Below are 19909 nucleotides of genomic sequence, written 5' to 3'. Positions count from 1 at the left end.
CGAATCCAATAGTGACACGTATTCGGGAGTTGTGCCTAGCACATAAATTTCGCTATGGATACCGAAAAATTACAGCACTTTTACGCCGAGAGATGCAAGTAAATCATAAACGTGTGCAACGGATCATGAGAGAAGAAGGTTTGCAATGTCGAGTGAAAGTGAAAAAACGAAATGGAACCGGACAACCATTCAAGGTTGCTGATTATCTGTTGAAACGTAATTTTCGTTCGGAACAGCCATTGCAAAAGCTAGTTACGGATATTACTTACCTGCCTTTCGGCAGTAAAATGTTGTATTTATCTAGCATCATGGACTTGTACAACGGCGAAATCATCGCATACAGTATTGGAGACACACAAGATACGAATTTGGTTTTAGATACGTTGAACCAGCTGCCTACAGTGGAGCGATGCATGTTACATAGTGATCAAGGATCCGTTTATACATCCAATGCGTATCAACAGGCTGTAAAGGAAAAAGGCATTACCATGAGTATGTCCCGTAAGGGTACACCTGCTGATAATGCCCCCATAGAATCGTTTCATTCCACACTAAAGTCTGAAACGTTCTATCTCGAAGATTTTACCTGTACAACGACGGCCATCGTTGTACAGATCGTTCGTAACTACATTTATTACTATAACGCAATTCGCATTCAAACGAAACTAAACAACCAGTCACCGATTGAATATCGACAACTGGTTGCTTAATTCGCAATGGTGTTTTGATACCTGTCCTACGGACGGGGGTCAGTCCCTTGACGTTTCGTACGTAGAGTGGATAGGCTTTTTACTTGTGTTTCTTGCTATCAGGTGACTGGGATCTTCTAGATTTTACGTGCTTCAATTCGGCCACGATAATGAAGCTCACGATGACAAGTAAAAACCATGAGCTGATTTTACTGAGATGCACGAGCTCCCAGCCTGCTCTTTGATTCGGATAATTCCAAGCGCCGAGGAACGTCGCTATATTTTCCGCAATCCATATGAAAAAACCGATCAAAAAGTAACCAAGAGGGATGGGCATGAAAAATCGCTCGTTCGCGACGCTAAAATAAACACGGGTTTTCCAGAAGACAATGAAAATAGCTGCCATCAGCACCCAACGCAAATCCCAAATATAATGGTGGGTGAAAAAGTTCAGATAGATCATTGCGCCCAAAATTGTGGCGATAATCTGATGCGGCCAGCCAGAAAGAGTGACCTCTAGTCGGCGCCATGCTTGACATAAGTAGCTCGCGACACTGGCGTACATGAACCCACTGTAAAGAGGAACGCCAAATACCTTGCTGTACGCATCCTCCGGATAGCTCCAAGATCCCATATGCACCTTGAATATTTCCAAGCACAGCCCGATCACGTGAAAGACCGTGATGACCTTCAATTCGTCCCGAGACTCCAAGCCACTTTTCACCATGAAGATTTGGAAGAGTAGGCAGAGCAAAAGCAGGAGGTCATACCTCGGTAAACCAGGAATGGTGACGAATTTGGATAAGGCCAGCGAAGCAAAAATAAAGACCGGAAACAAGCATGACATGGCTTCTTGATAGCCGAAATGAAGCAATAAACGAATATATCGTATCATTTGTCTGTCCTTTACGTTCTGAAAGTAGTTTCAGAGGGCTAATCCGTAAGCACAAACCGCACCAGTCTATTGATCGCGGAAGGCAGCACGCTTACGTGGCCCTCATCTTCGAATTTGATGTAGCTCACTTGTACACCTTTGGTAGCGAGTGGTTCCATGCGCTCGACGACTCGTTGTGCACCCTCGACCATGAAGGAGAGCTCATCACCGCCAACAATGACAAGAAGCTTTGCTTCGTGTTCCCCTTTCCATTGGGAGATGAAGCGCTCTTGCTCCCTCAATACCTCGTCGTTACCCCACCAGACGGAAGGGCTGCCTGATACGACATGCGAAAATAGCTTCGGACGCGAGAACATCGTATACAGTGTGAAATGACCACCCAAGGAGTGCCCGAAAATCGCCTGTTTGTTCGGATTAATTTGCCACTCGGAAGAAATAGCGGGCATCAGCTGCTGTTCAAGGAAATCGAGGAACAAATCAACTCCGCCATGCTCTGGCCAAGGCTGCCCGTTTGGTCGGTCAGGAAGCGTAGCTACGTCCACAGGCATGGTCAGATCGTAACAACGGCGGTCCATGTCAAATGGCAGACTTGATGGATAGCCGATTCCTACAACAAGGGCTGGGTTGAAACCCTTGGGCTTACGGGTTTGCACCTTCACTGTCTCAGCAATTGTTCCGAACATCGCATCGCCATCCACGGCATAAATAACCGCATACCCTTCAGGAGGGGCCTCAGCTTCCGGAATCGCGATCATAATCCGATAGTCACGACCTTGGCTTGATTGCAGTGTCCACTCTACACAATTACTAGGGGAGTAGCCGCTTTTCTCTATGATTCTCATTTTGCAATCAATCCTTTCACATCGTCAATGACTTTCATATGTGCGATCAGACCGCCACTTAACCAGTGATCTCCCTCAACTTTAAACGTACGACCGTTCTTCACAGCCTCCATGCTTTTCCAAACAGCACTCTCTGTCAAATCTTTCTCAAACGCATCCCCCGTACCAGCGTCATTGATGAGGAAAATATAGTCCGCATCCAAATCAGGTAAGCTCTCTAGTGATAAATTAATGTCACCGTCGGATACAACCTGGCTCGGCAAAAAGCCTAGTTCTTTGGTAAGTACGTATCCACTAAAGAAGTCATACTTGATGAAGAACATCCCTCTGCCATTGAAGCGAATGATCGCGGCTTTTTTACCTTGGATATGGGGGGCCAGCTCCTTTTTGGCTGACTCAACATGCTCCTTATACTTCTGCAAAGCTTCTTCAGCTTCCGCCGACTTGCCCAACAGATCGCCAACCACGTGTACGGAAGATTCGAGATCAGCATTTGCTTGTTTGAACACATATGTCGGAGCAATCATCTTATATTTATCGTACACGCCGCTTTCGATATGGTTGGCATTGTGTAAGAGGATGAGATCTGGCTCATGGGCCATAACCGCTTCTGGCTCTGGAGGCAATCCACCTGCGAAGGTAATGGACGGCACATCCTTTAGCTTATCTTGCAAATACATTTTCGGTCTGGAACCAGATGACCATTGCACGACAGGAGCAACTCCTAAGGCGACCAATGTATCCTCCAGATTGGGAGCGAATATTTTGGTAGGTGCGGATGGCAATGTCACCTCGTTACCCATTTCATCCTTTAGTACCCGCGGGTAGGCAGGTTGGTCAGAAGAGATCTTTGCCGATCCTTCAGCGCTCCCGGTCACAGACGAATCGACCTTCTGCGTCACTGCCTCACTGCTTGCATTGTTCCCGCAGCCTGCTGCAAGTCCAGCAACGAGCATCGTCGTGGTCAGCATCAGCGCAAGGTTCGTTTTCTTTGTCATACAAGTGGAACCCCCTCTCGTTGATAATGTTTCTCACTGAAAAACATTATAATTCACGCAAGAAAGGGGCTCCATGGACAACACCTTGAATCGCATTTGGACTTTTCCCCGTTATCATCAGTAGCATTTCATCCAGCATCCGATTCATGGCAACCGGTGAATACTCGTACCACGGATTAGAAGGCAAGGGGTAGAGATGCCCATTTTGAACAGCGCGAAGTCCTGTCCAAAGGGAATGATGCTGTAGCGTAAGCCAGTTTATACGTGTCGACTCATCCAGACAAACGAACAACAGGATTCGCTCCGGGTCTAAGCTCGCAAGCTGCTCAAGCGTGATCGGCCGATTGCAAGGCTCCGTTTCCTCTTCCACAAGGGAAAGCTGCAAATCATCGCACAGAAGCTCCTTTATCGCCTTGTTGTTGTAGAGATGGATGCCATCCCGATAAAGTCGAATAATCGCAAATTTCTCTTGTTTGAGGACGGACTGCAGGTCTGCGCGAACGGCAGCAGCCTTCGCTTCATAAAAAGCAATCCAGGAGTTACAAGCTGCTTCTTTGCCCGTGTAACTGGCCCCTTCACGTAATTGTTCTCTCCAGCCAGAACATTGGAGGATCAAGACGTCTATGCCGTGTGCAGACAAGCGTTGCTTGGTAGTTTCGGGAAGTTCTATGTGGCTGATAACAATATCCGGCTTGGCAGCCAGAAGCATCATTTCCTGATCGTCATCCTTCCATGGTGTTTCGACCGCTTTTAGATGAACCGCAATCTGTTGCTGATACTGCTGATAGTAATAGGGGGTCCACTTCGCATCCAAAGGAGCAGCAACTGGTATAATCCCCAGTACCATTAGATGTCCCAGTAGGGAAGGGGAGTAGACGGCAACTTTACGCTCGGAAGCTCTTTCATACGCGGAGGGGGATACACCCACTTCCTTCTTGAACTTCCGACTAAAGTAAAATTCATCGCTATACCCGATTGTTTTCGCAATCTCCCGCAGCTTCATATCCGTCTCGCGTAACAATCGTTTGGCGTGATTGATACGCAGACTCGTTACATAGTCCATGACACTTTGTCCGTAAGCCTTCTTGAATGAATCACCAAAATAGCTCGGACTTAAGTTCGCCAACGTTGCCAACGTAGTTACGTTTAACGGACGATCGAAGTTACAGATCATATATGCGCGAACCTCGTGGAGTGACATTTGACGTCTAGGCTCGTTTTCTTCGTTATGCTTCATGAATCCATCCACCTTTTCAGGCAAGTGCAAAAGTTTATGATAATGATAATTATTATCTATGAATGATAGCGAAAATGATAGAGGAAGAAAAAATAAGGCGACCGTTCCCCAGTATCGTAGGGAAGCGATCGCCGCCATTCCATTTTTGGAATTACTCTTCACCGGTAGCAACCGGATTTTCCTCGTACGAGCTCCAGTCACTCCAGCTGCCCAAATACAATTTCACATCTGTTCGACCAGCAGCATGGAAAGCAAGCAGATTGGAGCAGGCTGTCACGCCTGAGCCGCAATAGACGATCAATTCTTTGTCAGCGTAAGGAGCGAGACGCTTTTGCAGTTCGTCTGCCGGAAGCATCGTCTGATCAGCAGCGAGGTTCTCTTTGTAGAACAAATTACGTGCACCAGGTATGTGCCCAGCTTTTGCATCGATTGGCTCGTTCTCGCCACGGTAGCGTTCTGGTGCGCGAGAATCAAGCAATACAGTTTGCTCACTTCGACTCTTCACGCCATCAATGTCAACCAGCATATCGTAACGGACTTGGGGGACGAACTCTCGAGCTTGTACAGTAGGTACTTCTGCTGTTACCTCATAGCCAGCCTTTTTCCAAGCAGCGTATCCACCGTCGAGTACAGCTACTCGATCGTGACCAAGGTATCGCAGCAGCCACCATAGACGTCCTGCCATCGCCATTTCCTGATCATCATAGGCGATGACAGTCGTGTTGGCATCGATTCCCGCCTTTGAAAAATGCGCAGCCAGCAGATCCGTATCTGGTAGAGGATGACGTCCACCATGCTCGCTTTTGGAACCAGAAAGGTCACGGTTCAGATGAAAGTAGAGGGCTTGCGGGATATGATCTTTCCCGTATTCCTCTGCACCTGCTTCAGAAGCACTTAAAGCAAAACGACAATCGACGATCACCAAATTTTCATCGTTCAGATGATCCTTGAGCCATTGAGGTGTGACAAGTGCTTGCATGAATCTCCCTACTTTCTCTTTTTTTCTTCATCATAGCAGATGGCAATCCAATCAGGTACAATAATTACGGTAGGTGGTTAGGGGAGAGGAGAAGAGAGATGAAGCGTTTCATTCGGTATTTTTTAGAGGGGTTATTGTTTGTCATTCCTTTGGCAGTGACGATTTATATTTTGTACTGGATTTTCACGACAGTGGATAACTGGTTCTATAAGCTGGTCCACAACTGGTTTAACCTCCAAATTCCAGGACTGGGCTTCCTCTTGACCATACTCGGCATTACGATTGTAGGTTTCCTTGCATCCAATGTACTGACACGCGGAGTGCTTTCGCTCGTGTCCACTGTTTTCGAGAAAGTGCCGTTTATCAAACTCATTTATACATCCATCAAGGATTTGATCGGAGCGTTTGTGGGGGAGAAGAAGAGCTTCGACAAGCCGGTGCTCGTGACGCTTTCCAAGGATGGTAATGCGAAGGCAATTGGGTTTATTACAAAGGAAAGCCTCGATTATTTCGGTCTCACAGACCATGTTGCGGTCTATTTGCCACAGTCGTACAATTTTGCAGGAAATCTCTTGTTGTTCCCGAGCGATCAGGTACAACTGCTTGATACGGAAAGCTCAGAAGTCATGGCATTCCTGGTATCGGGTGGAGTATCCGGAGGGCCGCAAAACGTAAACAAAAAAAGCAGCGATGCTTAAAGAAAACAAACCTCCAGCGCCACGAGTCTTGTGGTTTTGGAGGTTTGTTGCTTGCTTTTGGGAACTTCTTTAGTGTTCTCTCAATTCAATCTTGTAGTTACTAAAGCGATCATTGTCAGAGGTGGTATTCCCATAAACTTTGAACCACACCTTTGTTCCTGGGTTGATCCCAAATATCATCCATTCCTGTCCGCCATTTCCAGCACTCGCTAAGTCAGTCGTGTATTCGAATCCTTGGGCATCTCTTTGAATGACTAACAAATTATAATTCTCGTTTGGCGGGGATTGCAAAATGACAGCAGCCGATTTTTGAGACCCAGAATTGTTCTGATGATAGTACCAGTCCACGTCATTGTAGTCCTGAATCGTATCACTGTAACTGGCACCAAGACCTAAGTAAATGGCTTGCTCTCTCGTATCCCCCCATCCATCAGATGCAAACGCAGCTTGCGAGCCGAAAGTTAGAACGGTTGTTTTAAAAAGAGCGTTTACACACAAAAAAAGACACTCAAACGAGTTTGAGTGCCTTCTCATTTCCATTACGTTAGCTGCTAAAAAATCCACTATGGCTGGAATATTTGCGACGATAGTGACGATGACCGTATGTTCGATGCCCCATCTTCCATAATGGGCGATATCGGTAATCACTGCTGCTGTACTTGTGATAGCCACGTCCGGTCATTTTCCACAAGAACCGAGCGCCTTTCTTAAAGAGGACCCCCACAATGACAATCGCAACGATCAATATAACGAAACCGATCCCCAAAATCGTGAGTAGGACTGACATCCACATCGTCTCCTTGCCAAAAAGGTCTTACCTTTTCTTACGGATGACTCTACAGGAAGTTTCAGTTAGCCCTCGGCATTCAAATATTTCTCATAGGGGGTGTAGTCGATTTCTTTGGATTTCAGGTGGGCAATGAGCCATTTGTGGTCACGCTTGGGGGTTGCTACGATGTACCCCTTCACAATCAAATCTGTTGTAATGGTGGTTGCTTTCTCTTCCAGCGCGATCTGGCCGATTCTCGCTGCGATGGAACGTCTCGCAACATCACGAAACAACTGTGGCACAGGATCAACCAATTCATTGAGCAAGGTCAGACCCTCATCTGTCCAGAGCGCACGTGTCTGATCAATGTAATGATCTTGCCAATCCAAGTCAGATTTTCCGTCTTGCTTGGGCATGGACTTGAGAAATTTGCGGAACATGAAATACCCGCCAATCGCCATAAGACTTACGAGAACAATGGTCCAGCCAACGATAAACAGGGAAAACCCTGTAGACATTTCACTCATACCTTGTACACCTCATTACCAATATCCATTCACTAGTAAAAATTGTACCTTATTTTGGTTCGGGCAACAAACTTTTTGTACGTTTTCCTATCCTTGGGGTTTGCTCTTCCCAAGAACACATACAATTTAGTATGATTAGAATTAATCTTTATTGGGAGTTGACGCTCATGTTCAAGCTTGGACAACGCGTCGTCATTGTTGCCGACTCCTTCGAGCAAGGTTTGCCTTTGGGTGAATACGGTTACCTGATTGCTCGTGACCGCAATCCGGACAGCGCATTTTCCTGGGTTTTACGCATTCCGAAAATTGATAAGCACATCGCCGTTGTAGAAGAGGATATCGCCTTGGAGGAGCAATTGCTGGAAGAAGAAGCAAATCGCATCTCGCATGAGGCTTTACTTGATTTTGCTTTGGCGACAAGGAACGAAGCACTGTTTCGACAACTGATGGGCATGGAAGATGCAGAAGAGGCAAATGACGAACCCGCGAAGGAATCAATGGAGGAATTTATCCGTAAAGTAAATATCAAAGCATGGATCTAATTGGCGGTTTTCCTTGTGTGGAGAATTTGAAACTTTTGTGAGGAAATGAAAGCGAGGCTGTTTCATGTCTGAATTTGTGACGTTTACCAATGAGTTTGGTCAAACCATCGATATGTCCCGAGAGGACTACCAGAAAAAAATAATTCCGCAAAGTCTGGATAAGTACTGGGATGAAAAAGATAAGCTTCGCGATTTTGCGATGGAGTTGGTGAAGGGTCAATTTCATGAGCAAGCCGCTGTCGCTGCCGACAGGCTTCTCGAATTATACGGTCCAATCGAGTCTGCTCTCATTTTCCGTGCAGTCGTTCATATGCAGGCGAGAGAATTTGAAAGCGCTAAAAAAATCTTGACAGATTGTCTGGAACGGTTCCCGTCCTCGGGTACGGCATGCACCAATTTGGCAAAAATCTTTGCGTTTGAGGGAGATGAGCCAAAAGCGTTCGAGACCCTACATACTGGTCTGCACAAAGACCCGAATCAAGAAAATGGCTTGAACATGTTTGTCGAGAGCTTCGTCCAAAGAGGGAAGAAGGATGAGCTGAAAGGGCAGCTTGAGGCACTGGCAAGTAAAGAAGGTGCTTGGAGACCACAATTGCAGCTGGCGCGTGTTGCGTTGACGGAGGAGGATCTCCTGAATGCAATGAAATGGTACACGGTTGCGATTGAAGGAGCGAAAGACCGCTTTGAGGTCGTCATGACTGTGACAGGTGAATTGGGACAAGCGGGTTATGTCTATCAGCTGATTCAGATTTGTGAAAAGTTCTGGACACCACATTTCCCGTATCCGTATGCTGGCTTCAACTATGCCAATGCTCTGTTGGCAACCGATCAAATGGAAAAGGCAATCGTCATCCTGCGTAGCATGCAAGAGCAATTGCCAGATAACTACAAGCCTATGGTCGATCACTTCCTGAATCGAGTACCTGGAGCGCTCGAAGTGGAAGCAGCCGCCCAACAGAAGGTCGGCGAGAGCCAAATGGACGATCCGACGACGAAGAAGAGCAAGTGGAAGTTTTGGAAGTAAATCGATAGCTAGAGCGCCCGGCATTTCGCTGTCGGGCGTTTTTCTGTAAGAAGGGGGGCTGTACGATGCTGCATCATGTGGAATTGTATGTCTCCAATCTGGCACGCTCCAAAGATTTTTGGGGCTGGTTGCTGGAGGGAGAGCTGGGCTATACGCGATATCAAGAATGGGGTAGTGGGGTAAGCTGGAAACAGAGCGGTACCTATCTGGTTTTTGTCCAGGCAGAAGAGCGATTCCTCGACATTCCGTATCATCGTTGTCGAGTCGGTTTGAATCATCTGGCATTTTATGCACGGGATCGAGAACATGTGGAAAAGCTGCGGGAGGAAGTTGCTCGTAGGGGTATCTCTTTGCTCTATCAGGATCGGCATCCGCATGCTGGAGGCGAGGGACATTATGCTTTGTTTTTCGAGGACCCCGATAGAATTAAGGTCGAGATCGTGGCCCCCTAACCTCGTCAGAACATATGGGTCCATGAAAAAACGGTGCAATCATCCCCGGTAGATGGTTGGCACCGTTTTTTAGAAGCCATCTATTTGAACTGGCTGGTGAGCCGCCGCTCTATATAGGCTACACCTTGATACATCAGGGTAGCGATGACGGCGATAATGGCTAAGCTCATCATGACCAGGGTGAAATTAAATACTTGGAAGCCGTATATGATCAAATACCCCAAGCCTTGCTGGGATACGAGAAACTCTCCAACGATGACGCCCACCCACGAAAGTCCAACATTCACTTTCAGCGTTGCGAGAAGAGTTGGGATGGTAGCTGGCAAAATGACGAGCGTGAAGATTTGCCGTTTGCTCCCTCCAAGTGTTTGCACGACTTTGACGTAATTTTGATTGACTTCTTTGAAGCTGGTGTAGACGTTGATCGTGGTGATGATGACTGAGATCGCGCACCCCATGGCTATGACGGAGAGCAAACCTGGACCAAAGCCGACGATGAAAACCGGACCGAGGGCTACTTTTGGCATACTGTTTGCAATAACCAGATAAGGCTCTAGTACGCGGGAGAGAAAAGGGGACCACCATATGATCGTTGCCGTGACGGTTCCCAGAATCGTTCCTAAGAGAAAGCCGATGATCGTTTCCCAAACGGTCAAGCCGACATGCGGGAGAAGACTGCCATCTTGCAGCTGTTGCCAAAATTGAGCCCAAATCTTGGAGGGATAGCTGAAGATGAGTGCATTAATAGTGTTTGTTCGAGCCAAGAGCTCCCATAAGCCGACAAAAACGAGAAAGAGGAACAGTTGTGTGGAAAAGACGGAAAAGCTCATACGCTTTTCTAGCTGTAAGTAACGACGATGGACGGATTCAATTTCCTTTGGCTGCATCAGACACTACCTCCATCTCTTTCCACACGCGATGGAACAACTCTTGGAATCCATCATGATTTCTGGCGTCGAACGGCAGAGCATCCCGGATCGGGTTGGGTACGACAATCTCGCTGTTGATGCGTCCCGGATTGCGTGAAAAGATATAGACGCGATCGCCCATCGCGATTGATTCGGAGAGATCATGTGTCACAAGGACTGCCGTTTTTTTATGCCGACGCAGTGTTGAAAAGATCAAGTCTTCGAGCTTGAGTTTGGTTTGATAGTCCAATGCCGAAAATGGTTCGTCAAGCAAGAGCACATCAGGTTGACAGGCGAGTGTTCGGACGAGTGCAACCCGTTGCCGCATGCCGCCTGACAGCTGTAGGGGAGAGGATTTGCGCACATCAGACAGTTCCATTTCATCCAGCAGATGCAGGGCGTACTCTTCTGTTTCCTTGGAGCGGATGCCTTGGATATCGAGTCCGAGAAACACGTTATCTTCGATGGAGCGCCAATTGAACAAATAATCTTGCTGAAGCATGTAGCCAACTTGCCTAGACGTTCCGTTGACTTTTCTTCCGTCGATACACACCTTGCCTGCTGTCGGCTTCTCAAGTCCTGCAATGAGTGAGAGCAGCGTCGTCTTTCCACAACCGCTGGGTCCAACCAGACAAATGAATTCACCTTCCTCCACGCGCAGGTTAATGTCTTGGACCGCCATGAACGCCCTGGTCGTGGATAAATAAAGATGGGTCACGTGGCCGAGTTCTATTTTTGCAGGCGTAGAAGAAATCTGCTTCATGACGGCCTATTTCCCTTCTTTGGATTGGGTAGCAAAAGTGGTGTTTACCAGCTTGGTGTAATCAGCGCGTTGCTTTAACTCACCAGCGGAATCCATAATATCTTGTAGCTGGTTCCATTCCTTTTCGTCCAGAATGGGATCGGTAGCATAGGAGCCCTGCGCCAAGTAACGCTGTACAGCGATTTCCAGAATCTTTGGATCGATTTGCTCGAAGTACTTGCTAATCACATCAGCCGTTTCTTTTGCACTGTGGCTGGCAACCCACTGTTGCCCTTTGTAGACCGCATTGGTAAACTTTTGGATAGCTGCTGCGTTGCTGTCGATATAGCTTTGTTTTGTCATAAAGGCTGTGTAAGGAACGGTTCCGCTCTCTTTGCCAAAAGAGGCGACGACATGGCCGATTCCTTCCTGTTCAAAGCGAGAGGCTTCCGGTTCAAACAGCTGTACATACGCTCCGGTACCAGATGCGAAGGAAGACGCAATATTTTTAAATTCGATATTCTGAATGAGTTCCAGGTCGCCTTGCGGATTGATATTGTGCTTTTTGAGTACATACTCCCCGACCATTTGCGGCATGCCGCCTTTACGTTGGCCCAAGAAGACACTGCCCTTTAGCTTGTCGAAAGTAAAGTCATCCATTTTGTTGCGGGAAACGAGGAAGGTACCGTCCGTTTGCGTGAGCTGAGCAAAGTTGACAACTGGATCGGCAGCTCCTTGCTGAGAGACGTAGATGCTGGTCTCGGAGCCGACGAGCGCGACTTCGATGCCGCCAGATAACAGAGCTGCCATTACTTTATCTCCGCCAGGTATGGTTGAGAGCTCCACTTCCAGACCTTCTTCCTTGAAAAATCCTTTTTCAAGAGCGACATATTGCGGGGCATAAAACAAAGAACGAGTCACTTCACCAATTCTTATTTTTTCGGGAGTGCTGGAGCAGCCAGTCAAGACGGCCGTCATAACGAGAAAAGTGGCCAGCCCCAGCGCCAAAAAGCGTTTCATGATTAGGAGTCCCTCCTTGCTAGGCTTTGTATGTTGTAGGCTATGCGCCCAGACAAAAAAGGGTGAATGCCTAGAGATAGAGACAGGCACGTGATGAGGGAAGGCCACAAAGGAGATGGACATAGCGTGATCGTTACATTTTTAGGCACCGGATCAGGTGCACCCACTACGCGAAGAAACGTGAGTGGGATTGGTTTGCGATTTTTACAGGCAGGCAAGTGGTGGTTGTTTGACTGCGGAGAGGGAACTCAGCACCAGCTACTGCGAGCACCAATGAAAATTAGTCAATTGGATAAAATCTTTATCACCCATTTGCATGGGGATCATCTGTATGGACTGATCGGACTGCTTGCGAGTCGGTCTTTGCGCAATACCGAACCGACTCCGTTAGAGCTGTACGGACCACCAGGGCTCGACCGATATTTTCGAGCTATCATGGAGGCAAGTCCAGTTCATTTGCAATATCCCTTGGAATTAAAAATCGTCAGTGAGGGCGTAATCTACGAGGACGAAGAAATCGTGGTGAGCTGTCGAATGGCGAAGCATCGCGTGCCTTCGTTTGCTTATTCTATAATGGAAAAGGAAAAGACAGGAGCATTTCAAGTAGAACTGGCAAAGCAGGCAGGGGTGCCGTCAGGGCCGTTATTTGGAGCCTTGAAAAGAGGAGAACAGGTCACACTCGAGGATGGTCGTGTTCTGGACGGAAAGGACTTTGTAGGAGAGCCGCAGTCAGGACGCAAAATCGTCTTCAGTGGAGATACGGAGCCGAGCCAGGCGGTTGTGGAACTGGCAAAAGGGGCAGATTTGCTTGTCCACGAAGCGACCTACGCTCATCACGACAAGGAGCTGGCGACCAGAAGCGGGCATTCTACAGCACTTGAGGCGGCTCAAATTGCCAAAGACGCGGGCGTGAAAGAACTGTGTCTGACTCACTTTAGTCCACGCTATGAAGATGAAGACGGGGATTTTTCGATGGAGGATCTGTTAGCAGAAGCGCAGCAAATTTTTCCGGCGACCCAATTGGCTGATGATCTTGGCAGCATTTCTATAAAGCGCGAGAGAAACGATGGGAGAAAGCCATAATCCCTGCTATAATGAGTGATCACGATGGAGGAGGTGGGGGAGAATGAAGCGGATTACCTTTGCTACACCAGAAGAACTCATTCAACATTGTCAGTCGGAAGAAGTCAGCCTCGTCGTCGAATATCGAGACGATGTGAACAAGCAACGCCAGGTCATTTTGACGGGAGAGCAGCTTGCAGAGGCACAGACCTACCTGAACTTCTCCAAATCCGAAGCGTATTACCGGAAGGACGGGCTTTTTTACGAAGTCATTGCAGGCTGGAAGTAAACCACATCGTCAGGAGATGAAAGAGACGTGTCTGGCAGAGGGTTCAACAGGTCGATCGCAATTCGCTACATGATGTTTGTACTAGGCTTGTTCGTCGGTGCATTCGGTACGGTACTGGCCATTAAAGCAAACCTCGGCGTAGCACCTTGGGAAACCTTTCATATTGGCCTACAAAAAACATTTGGATTAACGATCGGCCTATGGTCTCAGATTGTAGGAGTCGTTGTCATTTTCGCCACTTATTTCGTGGCAAAAATGAAGCCTAATTTTGGAATGTTCTTAAATATGATTTGCTTTGGTGTTTTTCTCGATCTTATCTTATGGTTAGATTTTATTCCTGAGCTGCAATCTATCTGGGCGAGGCTCTTGATGTTTCTCGCAGGTGTTATTGTTTTAGCTGTCGGGATCGGGATGTATTTATCTCCTTCTCTTGGGGCAGGACCGCGCGACAGTTTTATGCTGGCGATGAACGAGCGTCTTGGCTGGAGTATCCAGCGAGTCAGACTCATCATAGAAGTTACCGTACTGTTTGCAGGTGCTGCGTTGGGTGGACCTGTGTCAATCGGCACGATACTGATTGCACTGTTAACGGGACCGATGATTCAACGTACGATTCCGTTTTGGCGTCAAGTCATGAAAAAGCAGTATGGACTGCCAGAGCCCGTTGAAAGACAAGCGAGCTAATCTCCTTTCCATTTGCCAGTAACTGTGTAAAAAACCAGGAAAAACACTCTCGTATAGGCGATGGTCCAATCATTTTTGAGCACTCGCACATACAGTATGATTAGTTGCTGGCAAAGGAGGGAAAGCGAATGAGTCTGTTCAACGGAGGATTTGACGACTTTGCTTTAATACTGGTGTTGTTCGTACTGCTCGTTATCGTTGCTTGCTCTTGCGACTAACGAAAACACTGGTCATTAGCTTCGCCAGGAGGGAGAGCGATTTTTCGCTCTCTCTTTTGTTTTGCAAAAAAAGGCTTCGCCAAAGAGGGGCGAAGCCAAGGGGAGATATTTCTTATCCGAGGCGATCATGCACTTGTTTTTTTACGCTGGACATTTGCTGATCGGATAATTTGACTCCGACCGCCTTGCTGACTTTTTTAATCAGCTCGCTTAATTTCTTGTCATCCCTCAAGTCTTTCATGGAGAAGTCTCTTGCCAGTGATCGTACATCGCCCATCGTCCATTTTTTCTTGCTTTTCTTGTTGATGGATTTCAGTAAGTCACGTGGACTGCCCTTCGCTTTTTGCTTGACCTTTGCACTTGCTTTTCCTTTTGCTTTTGCCACGATGCTTCGCTCCTTTCAAAGGAATACGCCTGCCCTATGCAGTTATATGGAAAAGCAAGGGAGTTCGCTTGGACAGATTCACGCGGCTATTCGCCTATTTTGGTCAACGTTGTGCAATGGCCCAAACCCACAGAGGGAGCCGTGACATAGGATGAGTCAGAACGATGCATGACAGGAGGCTAGTGGGTTGAAAATTGTCAGCTTTCATCGGGATACGCCGTTTACCGAGATACTGTCAGATTTGAAAACCAAGGTTCTGACCAAAACCGAGAGACTTCCATGGCGATGCTATGATGACCTTTCTTGCTTGTGTGTCAAACAAAAGACTTTTGAGCAGCATGAAGAGCTTTTTCGAAGGTATAAAGCGATGGTGGAAGAGAACATCACCGTAAGCGTCCATGCGGAAGGGGAGGATGAAATCCCGTGGGGCGTGCGATATGTGGGGGCACAGAAATTGTGGCGAAAGGGGCGTGGAGCAGGAGTCAAGGTCGCTGTCATCGATACGGGAATCTCCCGCGATCATTTTGATTTGAGGGATCAAATAAAGGGTGGCGTCCAGCTAGTGCGCGGCAAACAAAATGGACACGGGACGCATGTCGCAGGGATCATCGTAGCTGAGATGAACCAAAGAGGAATTGTCGGAGTTTCTCCAGAGGCCCATTTGTATGACGTCCGTGCTTTTGATCATGAAGGTCAATCATCTTTGTCGACCATTTTACATGCCCTGCAATGGTCAATTGCCAATAAGATGGATGTTATCAACATGAGCTTTGGAATGCCCCAGTATAGCGAAGCAATGGCGAGAGCAGTTAATCGGGCCCATCAGCAAGGAATCGTATTGGTAGCTTCTGCAGGCAACGGAGGAGGAGAAGTGGAGTATCCAGCGCGGTACGATGGTGTCTTAGGGGTTAGTGCGATTGATCAAACGGGAAAATTGGCATCGTTCAGTGCGAGAGGCAAGGGTGCAAATATGAAGGCACCCGGGGTTGATATTTTGTCTACGTGGCCGGGCAATCAGTTTAAAAAGCTGAATGGCACTTCGATGGCTGCCCCGCATGTAGCAGGGCTGAAGGCGTTAGAAATTGGTCGCAAGCGAAAATAAGTATAGCGCTCCTACGAAAAAAACAGCTCCTAGGCTAAAATGAAGCCAAGGAGCTGTTGCTTTTTATAAACGAATTATTGATGGATTTTGGTGTCATGGTCTTGCTGGACACGGAACCATATATTAAGATCATTAATAACACTGGCCAATTCGTGGATCTCACTGTTCAATTCGCAAGATCTTACGAAATTGTCTTCTTCGGACATTTGTTTGGTTTTCTCGATAATGACCTTTTCTACACGGTGTATTTTATCCGGAATGGTCGCGCGAATTTCTTCCCATTCCAGCAACATGTCCGCTCTTTCTACATTCGAATAATCTTCCCATTCCAAATGCAGCACGGGAAGTCGTATACCTAGTCGTTCATCATTGATAAATTGATAGCGCAAAGGTGAACTCACTCCTCTCCACTTCCATCATACCAAAAATGAATCGGTACGGGGAGAGAAATACACACGAAAGGAGCAACCATGTCAAAAGGACGTGTTCTTATCGATGCGGATGCTTGTCCGCGCCAGGCACTTTTAACTGCCCAAGCATTGTGCAAGGAGCTCGACTGGATTTGTTTGACCTTTGCCAGTTATAATCATCAAATCGGCAACGCAAATCATGTAACGGTAGATGCCGGCCCACAAGCGGTAGATATGAAGCTGGCAAACGAAACGAGTTCTGGGGATGTCGTGGTGACGCAGGATATTGGTCTGGCAGCGCTCATTCTCGGGAAGAGAGCTCATGCCCTAACACCGCACGGGATGGTTTTTGACCCAGAACGGATTACGTTTCATTTGGAAGAACGAAATGAAAAAGCGAGATATCGGCGCGGGGGAGGTCGTACGAAGGGACCTGCTGCTCGCACCCGTGAAGACGATCAACGATTTGCTGAGTCCTTGCGCTTTTTGATGGAAAGAGGAGATCCACAATGAATCAGACAACTAGAAAAAATGAATATGTCCGCGGAGCACTTACATTTGCGGTACTTGCCACTATCATGTTTGCCCTCTACGTAGCAGGGAAAGTGGCAGGTATGGATCAAGCTGCCATTGCATTTGCAGAGTCGATTCACTCGGATGTTGGGACAGCTTTTTTTCGATTGGTAACCAATCTTGGAGGAGGCATGTTCCTTGTACCTGTAGCGGTGATCATGTTCGTTGTCCTATACATAAAGAAATATCGTGTGGAGGCAATGTTTGTTCTCATTTCCCTCGGTGTCAGTGAAGTAGCGAATGAGCTTTTAAAGCGGTTCTTTGAGAGACCTAGACCGAGTGGCGTCAATTTGATTGAGCTGCCGGAGTCCTTTTCGTTTCCAAGTGGTCATGCGATGATTGGACCAGCCTTTTATTGCATGGTCGCGTTTTGGATTGCCCAGTGGTTTGCGGAGAAAAGATGGTCGTCGCTCATACAGCCTGCGGTTTTTATTTTCGTAGCATTGCTCGCGTTCAGCCGTGTGTACTTGGGGGTTCATTATTTGAGCGATGTGCTTACCGGCTTTTTCCTGTCGATGTGCTGGTACTTTCTCCTTCGTCTTGGTTTTGAAGAATGGATGGGGAGACGAAGCACGGTCGTCGACCCCATACCGCAATCCAGATAATCAGCAAGCTAGGTGGAATACCCTAATTCACTCATTAAACTCAGCCATTTTTCTACGCTGGGTTTATTTTTTTTGTCCTTTGGTAAGACGATGTACGCCGAGCGTTTGGGAGGTTTATTGCCTGTTATGATCAGTTCCTTCAAGGTACCTGCCGCAAGCTCGGCTTTGACGGTAGAGCGCGTCAACAAGCTCACGCCGAGACCTTCTTTGATCAGATCGATGGCGAGTTCGGCTTTGTCTACTGTCAGCTTGGGTACGTAATTACGCGGCAGTGTCTGTCTAATCCACTCGTTAAAAGGAGGGCCCCAATTCATGTAAAGTAGAGGCAGATTGCGGAGCTCGCGCGAATCGACGTGTGTAGATGTGGCAATGGGGCTCTCTGGACAGCAAACCAAGACAATTTCATCATCCCATGTTGGAATAACGTCAAAGTTGGGCAAGGATGGGGGAACGTACACGATTCCGATTTGAATCACGTTGTCCAGCAAATACTGGATGACATCGGACGAGTGCCCTGTCTTTGTGCTGATCGCAATTTGTGGATATCGATAGTGGTACTCTTTCAAGATCGGTTCGAGGGTGGAAGTCCAGATCGCGTTTAAGCTACCGATCGATAAATAGTCTTCATAAGGCTGGAGTGAAGCGACTTCATTTAGGGCTTCATGGGACAGTTTGAGGATTCTCTCTGCATACGGTAAAAGGGTTAAGCCCGCTTGGGTAATCTCAACACTTCTTTTATCTCGAATGAAAAGAGGTTTGCCAACTTTTTCTTCCAGTTGCTTGATTCGCATTGTCACCGTAGACTGGACTAAGTGGAGCATTTCCGCAGCCTTGGTGAAATTTTTCGTTTGGGCCAATGTGTAGAAAGCGCGTAATTGTTCGAAGTCCATACAGTTGGAATCCCTCTTATCTAAATATTTGATTACCATATACAAAAATGTTCGTTTCCCAAATTATACCCTGTTCGCTAATCTGGGGATATCCTTATTTCATGCGGGCTATCGGGAGAGCGAGGGGTATTGGGATGAAGTGGGAATGGTGGCGAGAAACGCCCTTTTCAGTGAAGTTGCTGCTAAGCACATCATTTATGATGAATATGGGTTTTTATGCATTAATCCCGTATCTCACTTTGTATTTGACGGGCAGTATCGGCTGGACACTGGCGATGGCAGGGATTGTCCTGAGTGTCAGACAGTTTTCCCAGCAAGGTCTTGCCTTTTTAGGCGGTGTGATCGCGGATGCCTTCGGATACAAAGGGGCGATGTTCCTCGGATTGGGCGTACGTGCCGTTGGTTTTGCGATGTTCGCTTTTTGTACCGAGACCTGGCACTTTTTTGTTGCCGCGATTCTTTCCGGATTGGGTGGGGCGTTATTTGAGCCTGCTTGCTCTGCTGCCTATGCGATTATTACACCTGAGGCCATCCGAAAAGAAGTATTCTCCCTTCGCAATGTGCTTGGTAATATTGCGGTTGTCGGTTCCCAAATCGTTGGGACAGCACTCTCTGCTATTGATTTTACGTACATTTCGTTGTTTGCAGGGGCCGTTTTCGGAGTGAATGCAATCGTGATCTTCTTCTTATTCCCACCGATTCGCGCCACTAATACACGGCATAGTATATGGGAAAGTATGTCCACGGTAGTGAAGGACAAGCTGTTTGTACGATATACCTTTATTTTGATGGGGTATTATTATTTGAATATGCAGGTGTTTTTAACGATTCCGCTGTTTGTTGAGAATGTTACGCATAGCAAGGTGAATGTAGGGATCGTGCTTTCTGCGCTCTCGCTGTTTGTGATCTTATTTCAAATGAAAGTGACACAATTGCTGGAGGGTTATCAGCAAAGGCTTACCTTGATTGGCATCGGGACGTTGTTTATGAGTGTGGGACTATTTCTGTTCACGTTTGCCGATTCATTGTGGCTCATTCTCTTGGATGTGTTCCTGTTTGCACTGGGTACCATGATTGCTGTTCCGAATCTGGTGGATGTCGTTCCACGCTTTGCTCCCAAGGACTTGGTTGGCGCCTATTACGGCTTCAACGGGTATTCGATTGCCATCGGGGGTTCGTTCGGACAAATAGCAGGAGGATGGGTGTACGATGTAGGGCTGCGCATGCAAACGCCTTGGCTGCCGTGGACCATTTGCTTGGTCATCGGGTTTTTGGTGGCCTGGATGCTGCATCGCATGGAACAACAAACCGGACAAATCGGGAATGATCTGAAAAAAATAGCTCGCTCGTAAATATTTTTGGGCGAAAT

The 19909-nt window shown here is 47.4% G+C and carries 27 protein-coding genes; 13 read left to right on the top strand and 14 right to left on the bottom strand.

Going from position 1 to position 19909, the window contains the following annotated elements; all coding sequences use genetic code 11:
• Window positions 1-710 (top strand): IS3 family transposase (locus ACQ5DJ_RS03015; protein WP_429841109.1); only part of this gene is annotated, 710 nt, incomplete at its 5' end.
• 79 nt (window positions 711-789) lie between these two features.
• On the opposite strand, the gene ACQ5DJ_RS03010 is transcribed toward ACQ5DJ_RS03015, so the two are convergent.
• The 5 genes from ACQ5DJ_RS03010 to ACQ5DJ_RS02990 form a co-directional block, all read right to left on the bottom strand.
• The gene (locus tag ACQ5DJ_RS03010) at window positions 790-1584 is read right to left on the bottom strand and encodes a DUF817 domain-containing protein (protein WP_429841108.1); all 795 of its coding nucleotides are present in this window, start codon (window positions 1582-1584) and stop codon (window positions 790-792) included.
• Between the two features lie 38 nt (window positions 1585-1622).
• Window positions 1623-2426 (bottom strand): alpha/beta hydrolase, encoded by an 804-nt coding sequence (locus ACQ5DJ_RS03005; RefSeq protein WP_429841107.1) that lies wholly within the window; start codon window positions 2424-2426, stop codon window positions 1623-1625.
• A complete protein-coding gene (locus ACQ5DJ_RS03000; protein ID WP_429841106.1) occupies window positions 2423-3424 on the bottom strand; it encodes an ABC transporter substrate-binding protein in 1002 nt (333 codons plus the stop codon). Before ACQ5DJ_RS03000 ends, ACQ5DJ_RS03005 begins: the two co-directional genes overlap by 4 nt.
• A gap of 46 nt (window positions 3425-3470) precedes the next feature.
• Complete coding sequence (locus tag ACQ5DJ_RS02995) at window positions 3471-4661, bottom strand: helix-turn-helix domain-containing protein (RefSeq protein ID WP_429841105.1); 1191 nt, start codon at window positions 4659-4661, stop codon at window positions 3471-3473.
• A 151-nt stretch (window positions 4662-4812) separates the two neighbouring features.
• Window positions 4813-5640: a sulfurtransferase gene (locus ACQ5DJ_RS02990; RefSeq protein WP_429841104.1), complete on the bottom strand. Its 828-nt coding sequence runs from the start codon at window positions 5638-5640 to the stop codon at window positions 4813-4815.
• Window positions 5641-5738: 98 nt separating this feature from the next.
• Between ACQ5DJ_RS02990 and ACQ5DJ_RS02985 the strand changes: the two genes are divergently transcribed.
• The gene (locus ACQ5DJ_RS02985; protein WP_429841103.1) at window positions 5739-6338 is read left to right on the top strand and encodes a DUF502 domain-containing protein; all 600 of its coding nucleotides are present in this window, start codon (window positions 5739-5741) and stop codon (window positions 6336-6338) included.
• Between the two features lie 69 nt (window positions 6339-6407).
• Here the strand turns inward: ACQ5DJ_RS02985 and ACQ5DJ_RS02980 are convergent, their stop codons facing one another.
• The 3 genes from ACQ5DJ_RS02980 to ACQ5DJ_RS02970 form a co-directional block, all read right to left on the bottom strand.
• On the bottom strand, window positions 6408-6836 hold the full coding sequence (locus ACQ5DJ_RS02980) for a hypothetical protein (RefSeq protein ID WP_429841102.1): 429 nt from the start codon (window positions 6834-6836) through the stop codon (window positions 6408-6410).
• Window positions 6837-6882: 46 nt separating this feature from the next.
• Window positions 6883-7125 carry a hypothetical protein gene (locus tag ACQ5DJ_RS02975; RefSeq protein WP_429841101.1) on the bottom strand — a complete coding sequence of 81 codons (243 nt, stop codon included), beginning with the start codon at window positions 7123-7125 and terminating at the stop codon, window positions 6883-6885.
• Between the two features lie 65 nt (window positions 7126-7190).
• Window positions 7191-7634 carry a DUF2621 domain-containing protein gene (locus ACQ5DJ_RS02970; protein ID WP_429841100.1) on the bottom strand — a complete coding sequence of 148 codons (444 nt, stop codon included), beginning with the start codon at window positions 7632-7634 and terminating at the stop codon, window positions 7191-7193.
• A gap of 167 nt (window positions 7635-7801) precedes the next feature.
• Between ACQ5DJ_RS02970 and ACQ5DJ_RS02965 the strand changes: the two genes are divergently transcribed.
• From ACQ5DJ_RS02965 to ACQ5DJ_RS02955, 3 genes are all read left to right on the top strand, one after another.
• Entirely contained in the window at window positions 7802-8176 is a 375-nt protein-coding gene (locus ACQ5DJ_RS02965) for a hypothetical protein (RefSeq protein ID WP_012685928.1), read from the top strand.
• A gap of 64 nt (window positions 8177-8240) precedes the next feature.
• Window positions 8241-9200, top strand: a complete 960-nt coding sequence (locus ACQ5DJ_RS02960) for a tetratricopeptide repeat protein (protein ID WP_429841099.1) — start codon at window positions 8241-8243, stop codon at window positions 9198-9200.
• Between the two features lie 65 nt (window positions 9201-9265).
• Entirely contained in the window at window positions 9266-9652 is a 387-nt protein-coding gene (locus ACQ5DJ_RS02955; RefSeq protein ID WP_429841098.1) for a VOC family protein, read from the top strand.
• A gap of 80 nt (window positions 9653-9732) precedes the next feature.
• On the opposite strand, the gene ACQ5DJ_RS02950 is transcribed toward ACQ5DJ_RS02955, so the two are convergent.
• Genes ACQ5DJ_RS02950 through ACQ5DJ_RS02940 form a run of 3 tightly spaced genes read right to left on the bottom strand, consistent with a single transcriptional unit; the run spans window position 9733 to window position 12322 of the window.
• Entirely contained in the window at window positions 9733-10539 is an 807-nt protein-coding gene (locus tag ACQ5DJ_RS02950; RefSeq protein WP_429841097.1) for an ABC transporter permease, read from the bottom strand.
• Window positions 10520-11323: an ABC transporter ATP-binding protein gene (locus ACQ5DJ_RS02945; protein WP_429841096.1), complete on the bottom strand. Its 804-nt coding sequence runs from the start codon at window positions 11321-11323 to the stop codon at window positions 10520-10522. The genes ACQ5DJ_RS02950 and ACQ5DJ_RS02945 overlap by 20 nt, the downstream gene beginning before the upstream one ends.
• A gap of 6 nt (window positions 11324-11329) precedes the next feature.
• Window positions 11330-12322 (bottom strand): ABC transporter substrate-binding protein, encoded by a 993-nt coding sequence (locus ACQ5DJ_RS02940; RefSeq protein WP_429841095.1) that lies wholly within the window; start codon window positions 12320-12322, stop codon window positions 11330-11332.
• A gap of 126 nt (window positions 12323-12448) precedes the next feature.
• Between ACQ5DJ_RS02940 and rnz the strand changes: the two genes are divergently transcribed.
• The 4 genes from rnz to ACQ5DJ_RS02920 all read left to right on the top strand — a co-directional run bounded on the left by rnz (window position 12449) and on the right by ACQ5DJ_RS02920 (window position 14575).
• Entirely contained in the window at window positions 12449-13405 is a 957-nt protein-coding gene (gene rnz, locus ACQ5DJ_RS02935) for a ribonuclease Z (protein ID WP_429841094.1), read from the top strand.
• Between the two features lie 43 nt (window positions 13406-13448).
• Window positions 13449-13673, top strand: a complete 225-nt coding sequence (locus tag ACQ5DJ_RS02930; protein ID WP_017247910.1) for a hypothetical protein — start codon at window positions 13449-13451, stop codon at window positions 13671-13673.
• A gap of 27 nt (window positions 13674-13700) precedes the next feature.
• The gene (locus ACQ5DJ_RS02925; RefSeq protein WP_429841093.1) at window positions 13701-14357 is read left to right on the top strand and encodes a YczE/YyaS/YitT family protein; all 657 of its coding nucleotides are present in this window, start codon (window positions 13701-13703) and stop codon (window positions 14355-14357) included.
• Between the two features lie 128 nt (window positions 14358-14485).
• Entirely contained in the window at window positions 14486-14575 is a 90-nt protein-coding gene (locus ACQ5DJ_RS02920) for a YjcZ family sporulation protein (protein WP_100169674.1), read from the top strand.
• A gap of 112 nt (window positions 14576-14687) precedes the next feature.
• Here ACQ5DJ_RS02920 and ACQ5DJ_RS02915 read toward each other — a convergent pair whose 3' ends face one another.
• Entirely contained in the window at window positions 14688-14960 is a 273-nt protein-coding gene (locus tag ACQ5DJ_RS02915) for a stage VI sporulation protein F (protein ID WP_429841092.1), read from the bottom strand.
• Window positions 14961-15147: 187 nt separating this feature from the next.
• On the opposite strand from ACQ5DJ_RS02915, the gene ACQ5DJ_RS02910 reads away from it, so the two are divergent.
• Entirely contained in the window at window positions 15148-16062 is a 915-nt protein-coding gene (locus ACQ5DJ_RS02910; protein WP_429841091.1) for a S8 family peptidase, read from the top strand.
• 74 nt (window positions 16063-16136) lie between these two features.
• On the opposite strand, the gene ACQ5DJ_RS02905 is transcribed toward ACQ5DJ_RS02910, so the two are convergent.
• On the bottom strand, window positions 16137-16463 hold the full coding sequence (locus ACQ5DJ_RS02905; protein WP_429841090.1) for a hypothetical protein: 327 nt from the start codon (window positions 16461-16463) through the stop codon (window positions 16137-16139).
• Between the two features lie 69 nt (window positions 16464-16532).
• On the opposite strand from ACQ5DJ_RS02905, the gene ACQ5DJ_RS02900 reads away from it, so the two are divergent.
• Together ACQ5DJ_RS02900 and ACQ5DJ_RS02895 are read left to right on the top strand one after the other, a co-directional pair.
• A complete protein-coding gene (locus ACQ5DJ_RS02900; RefSeq protein WP_429841089.1) occupies window positions 16533-16985 on the top strand; it encodes a YaiI/YqxD family protein in 453 nt (150 codons plus the stop codon).
• The gene (locus ACQ5DJ_RS02895; protein WP_429841088.1) at window positions 16982-17650 is read left to right on the top strand and encodes a phosphatase PAP2 family protein; all 669 of its coding nucleotides are present in this window, start codon (window positions 16982-16984) and stop codon (window positions 17648-17650) included. Before ACQ5DJ_RS02900 ends, ACQ5DJ_RS02895 begins: the two co-directional genes overlap by 4 nt.
• Before the next feature lie 8 nt (window positions 17651-17658).
• On the opposite strand, the gene ACQ5DJ_RS02890 is transcribed toward ACQ5DJ_RS02895, so the two are convergent.
• Window positions 17659-18540: a LysR family transcriptional regulator gene (locus ACQ5DJ_RS02890; protein ID WP_007725870.1), complete on the bottom strand. Its 882-nt coding sequence runs from the start codon at window positions 18538-18540 to the stop codon at window positions 17659-17661.
• Between the two features lie 134 nt (window positions 18541-18674).
• Here ACQ5DJ_RS02890 and ACQ5DJ_RS02885 point away from each other — a divergent pair, with 134 nt between their 5' ends.
• Window positions 18675-19892 (top strand): MDR family MFS transporter, encoded by a 1218-nt coding sequence (locus tag ACQ5DJ_RS02885; protein WP_429841087.1) that lies wholly within the window; start codon window positions 18675-18677, stop codon window positions 19890-19892.
• Window positions 19893-19909 lie beyond the last annotated feature (17 nt).

It is taken from the genome of Brevibacillus sp. FIR094, assembly GCF_050477165.1.
In the GTDB taxonomy this organism is placed as follows: domain Bacteria; phylum Bacillota; class Bacilli; order Brevibacillales; family Brevibacillaceae; genus Brevibacillus.
The sequence above is the reverse complement of the archived record's forward strand: the minus strand, read 5'-3'. Positions and strand labels throughout refer to the sequence as shown.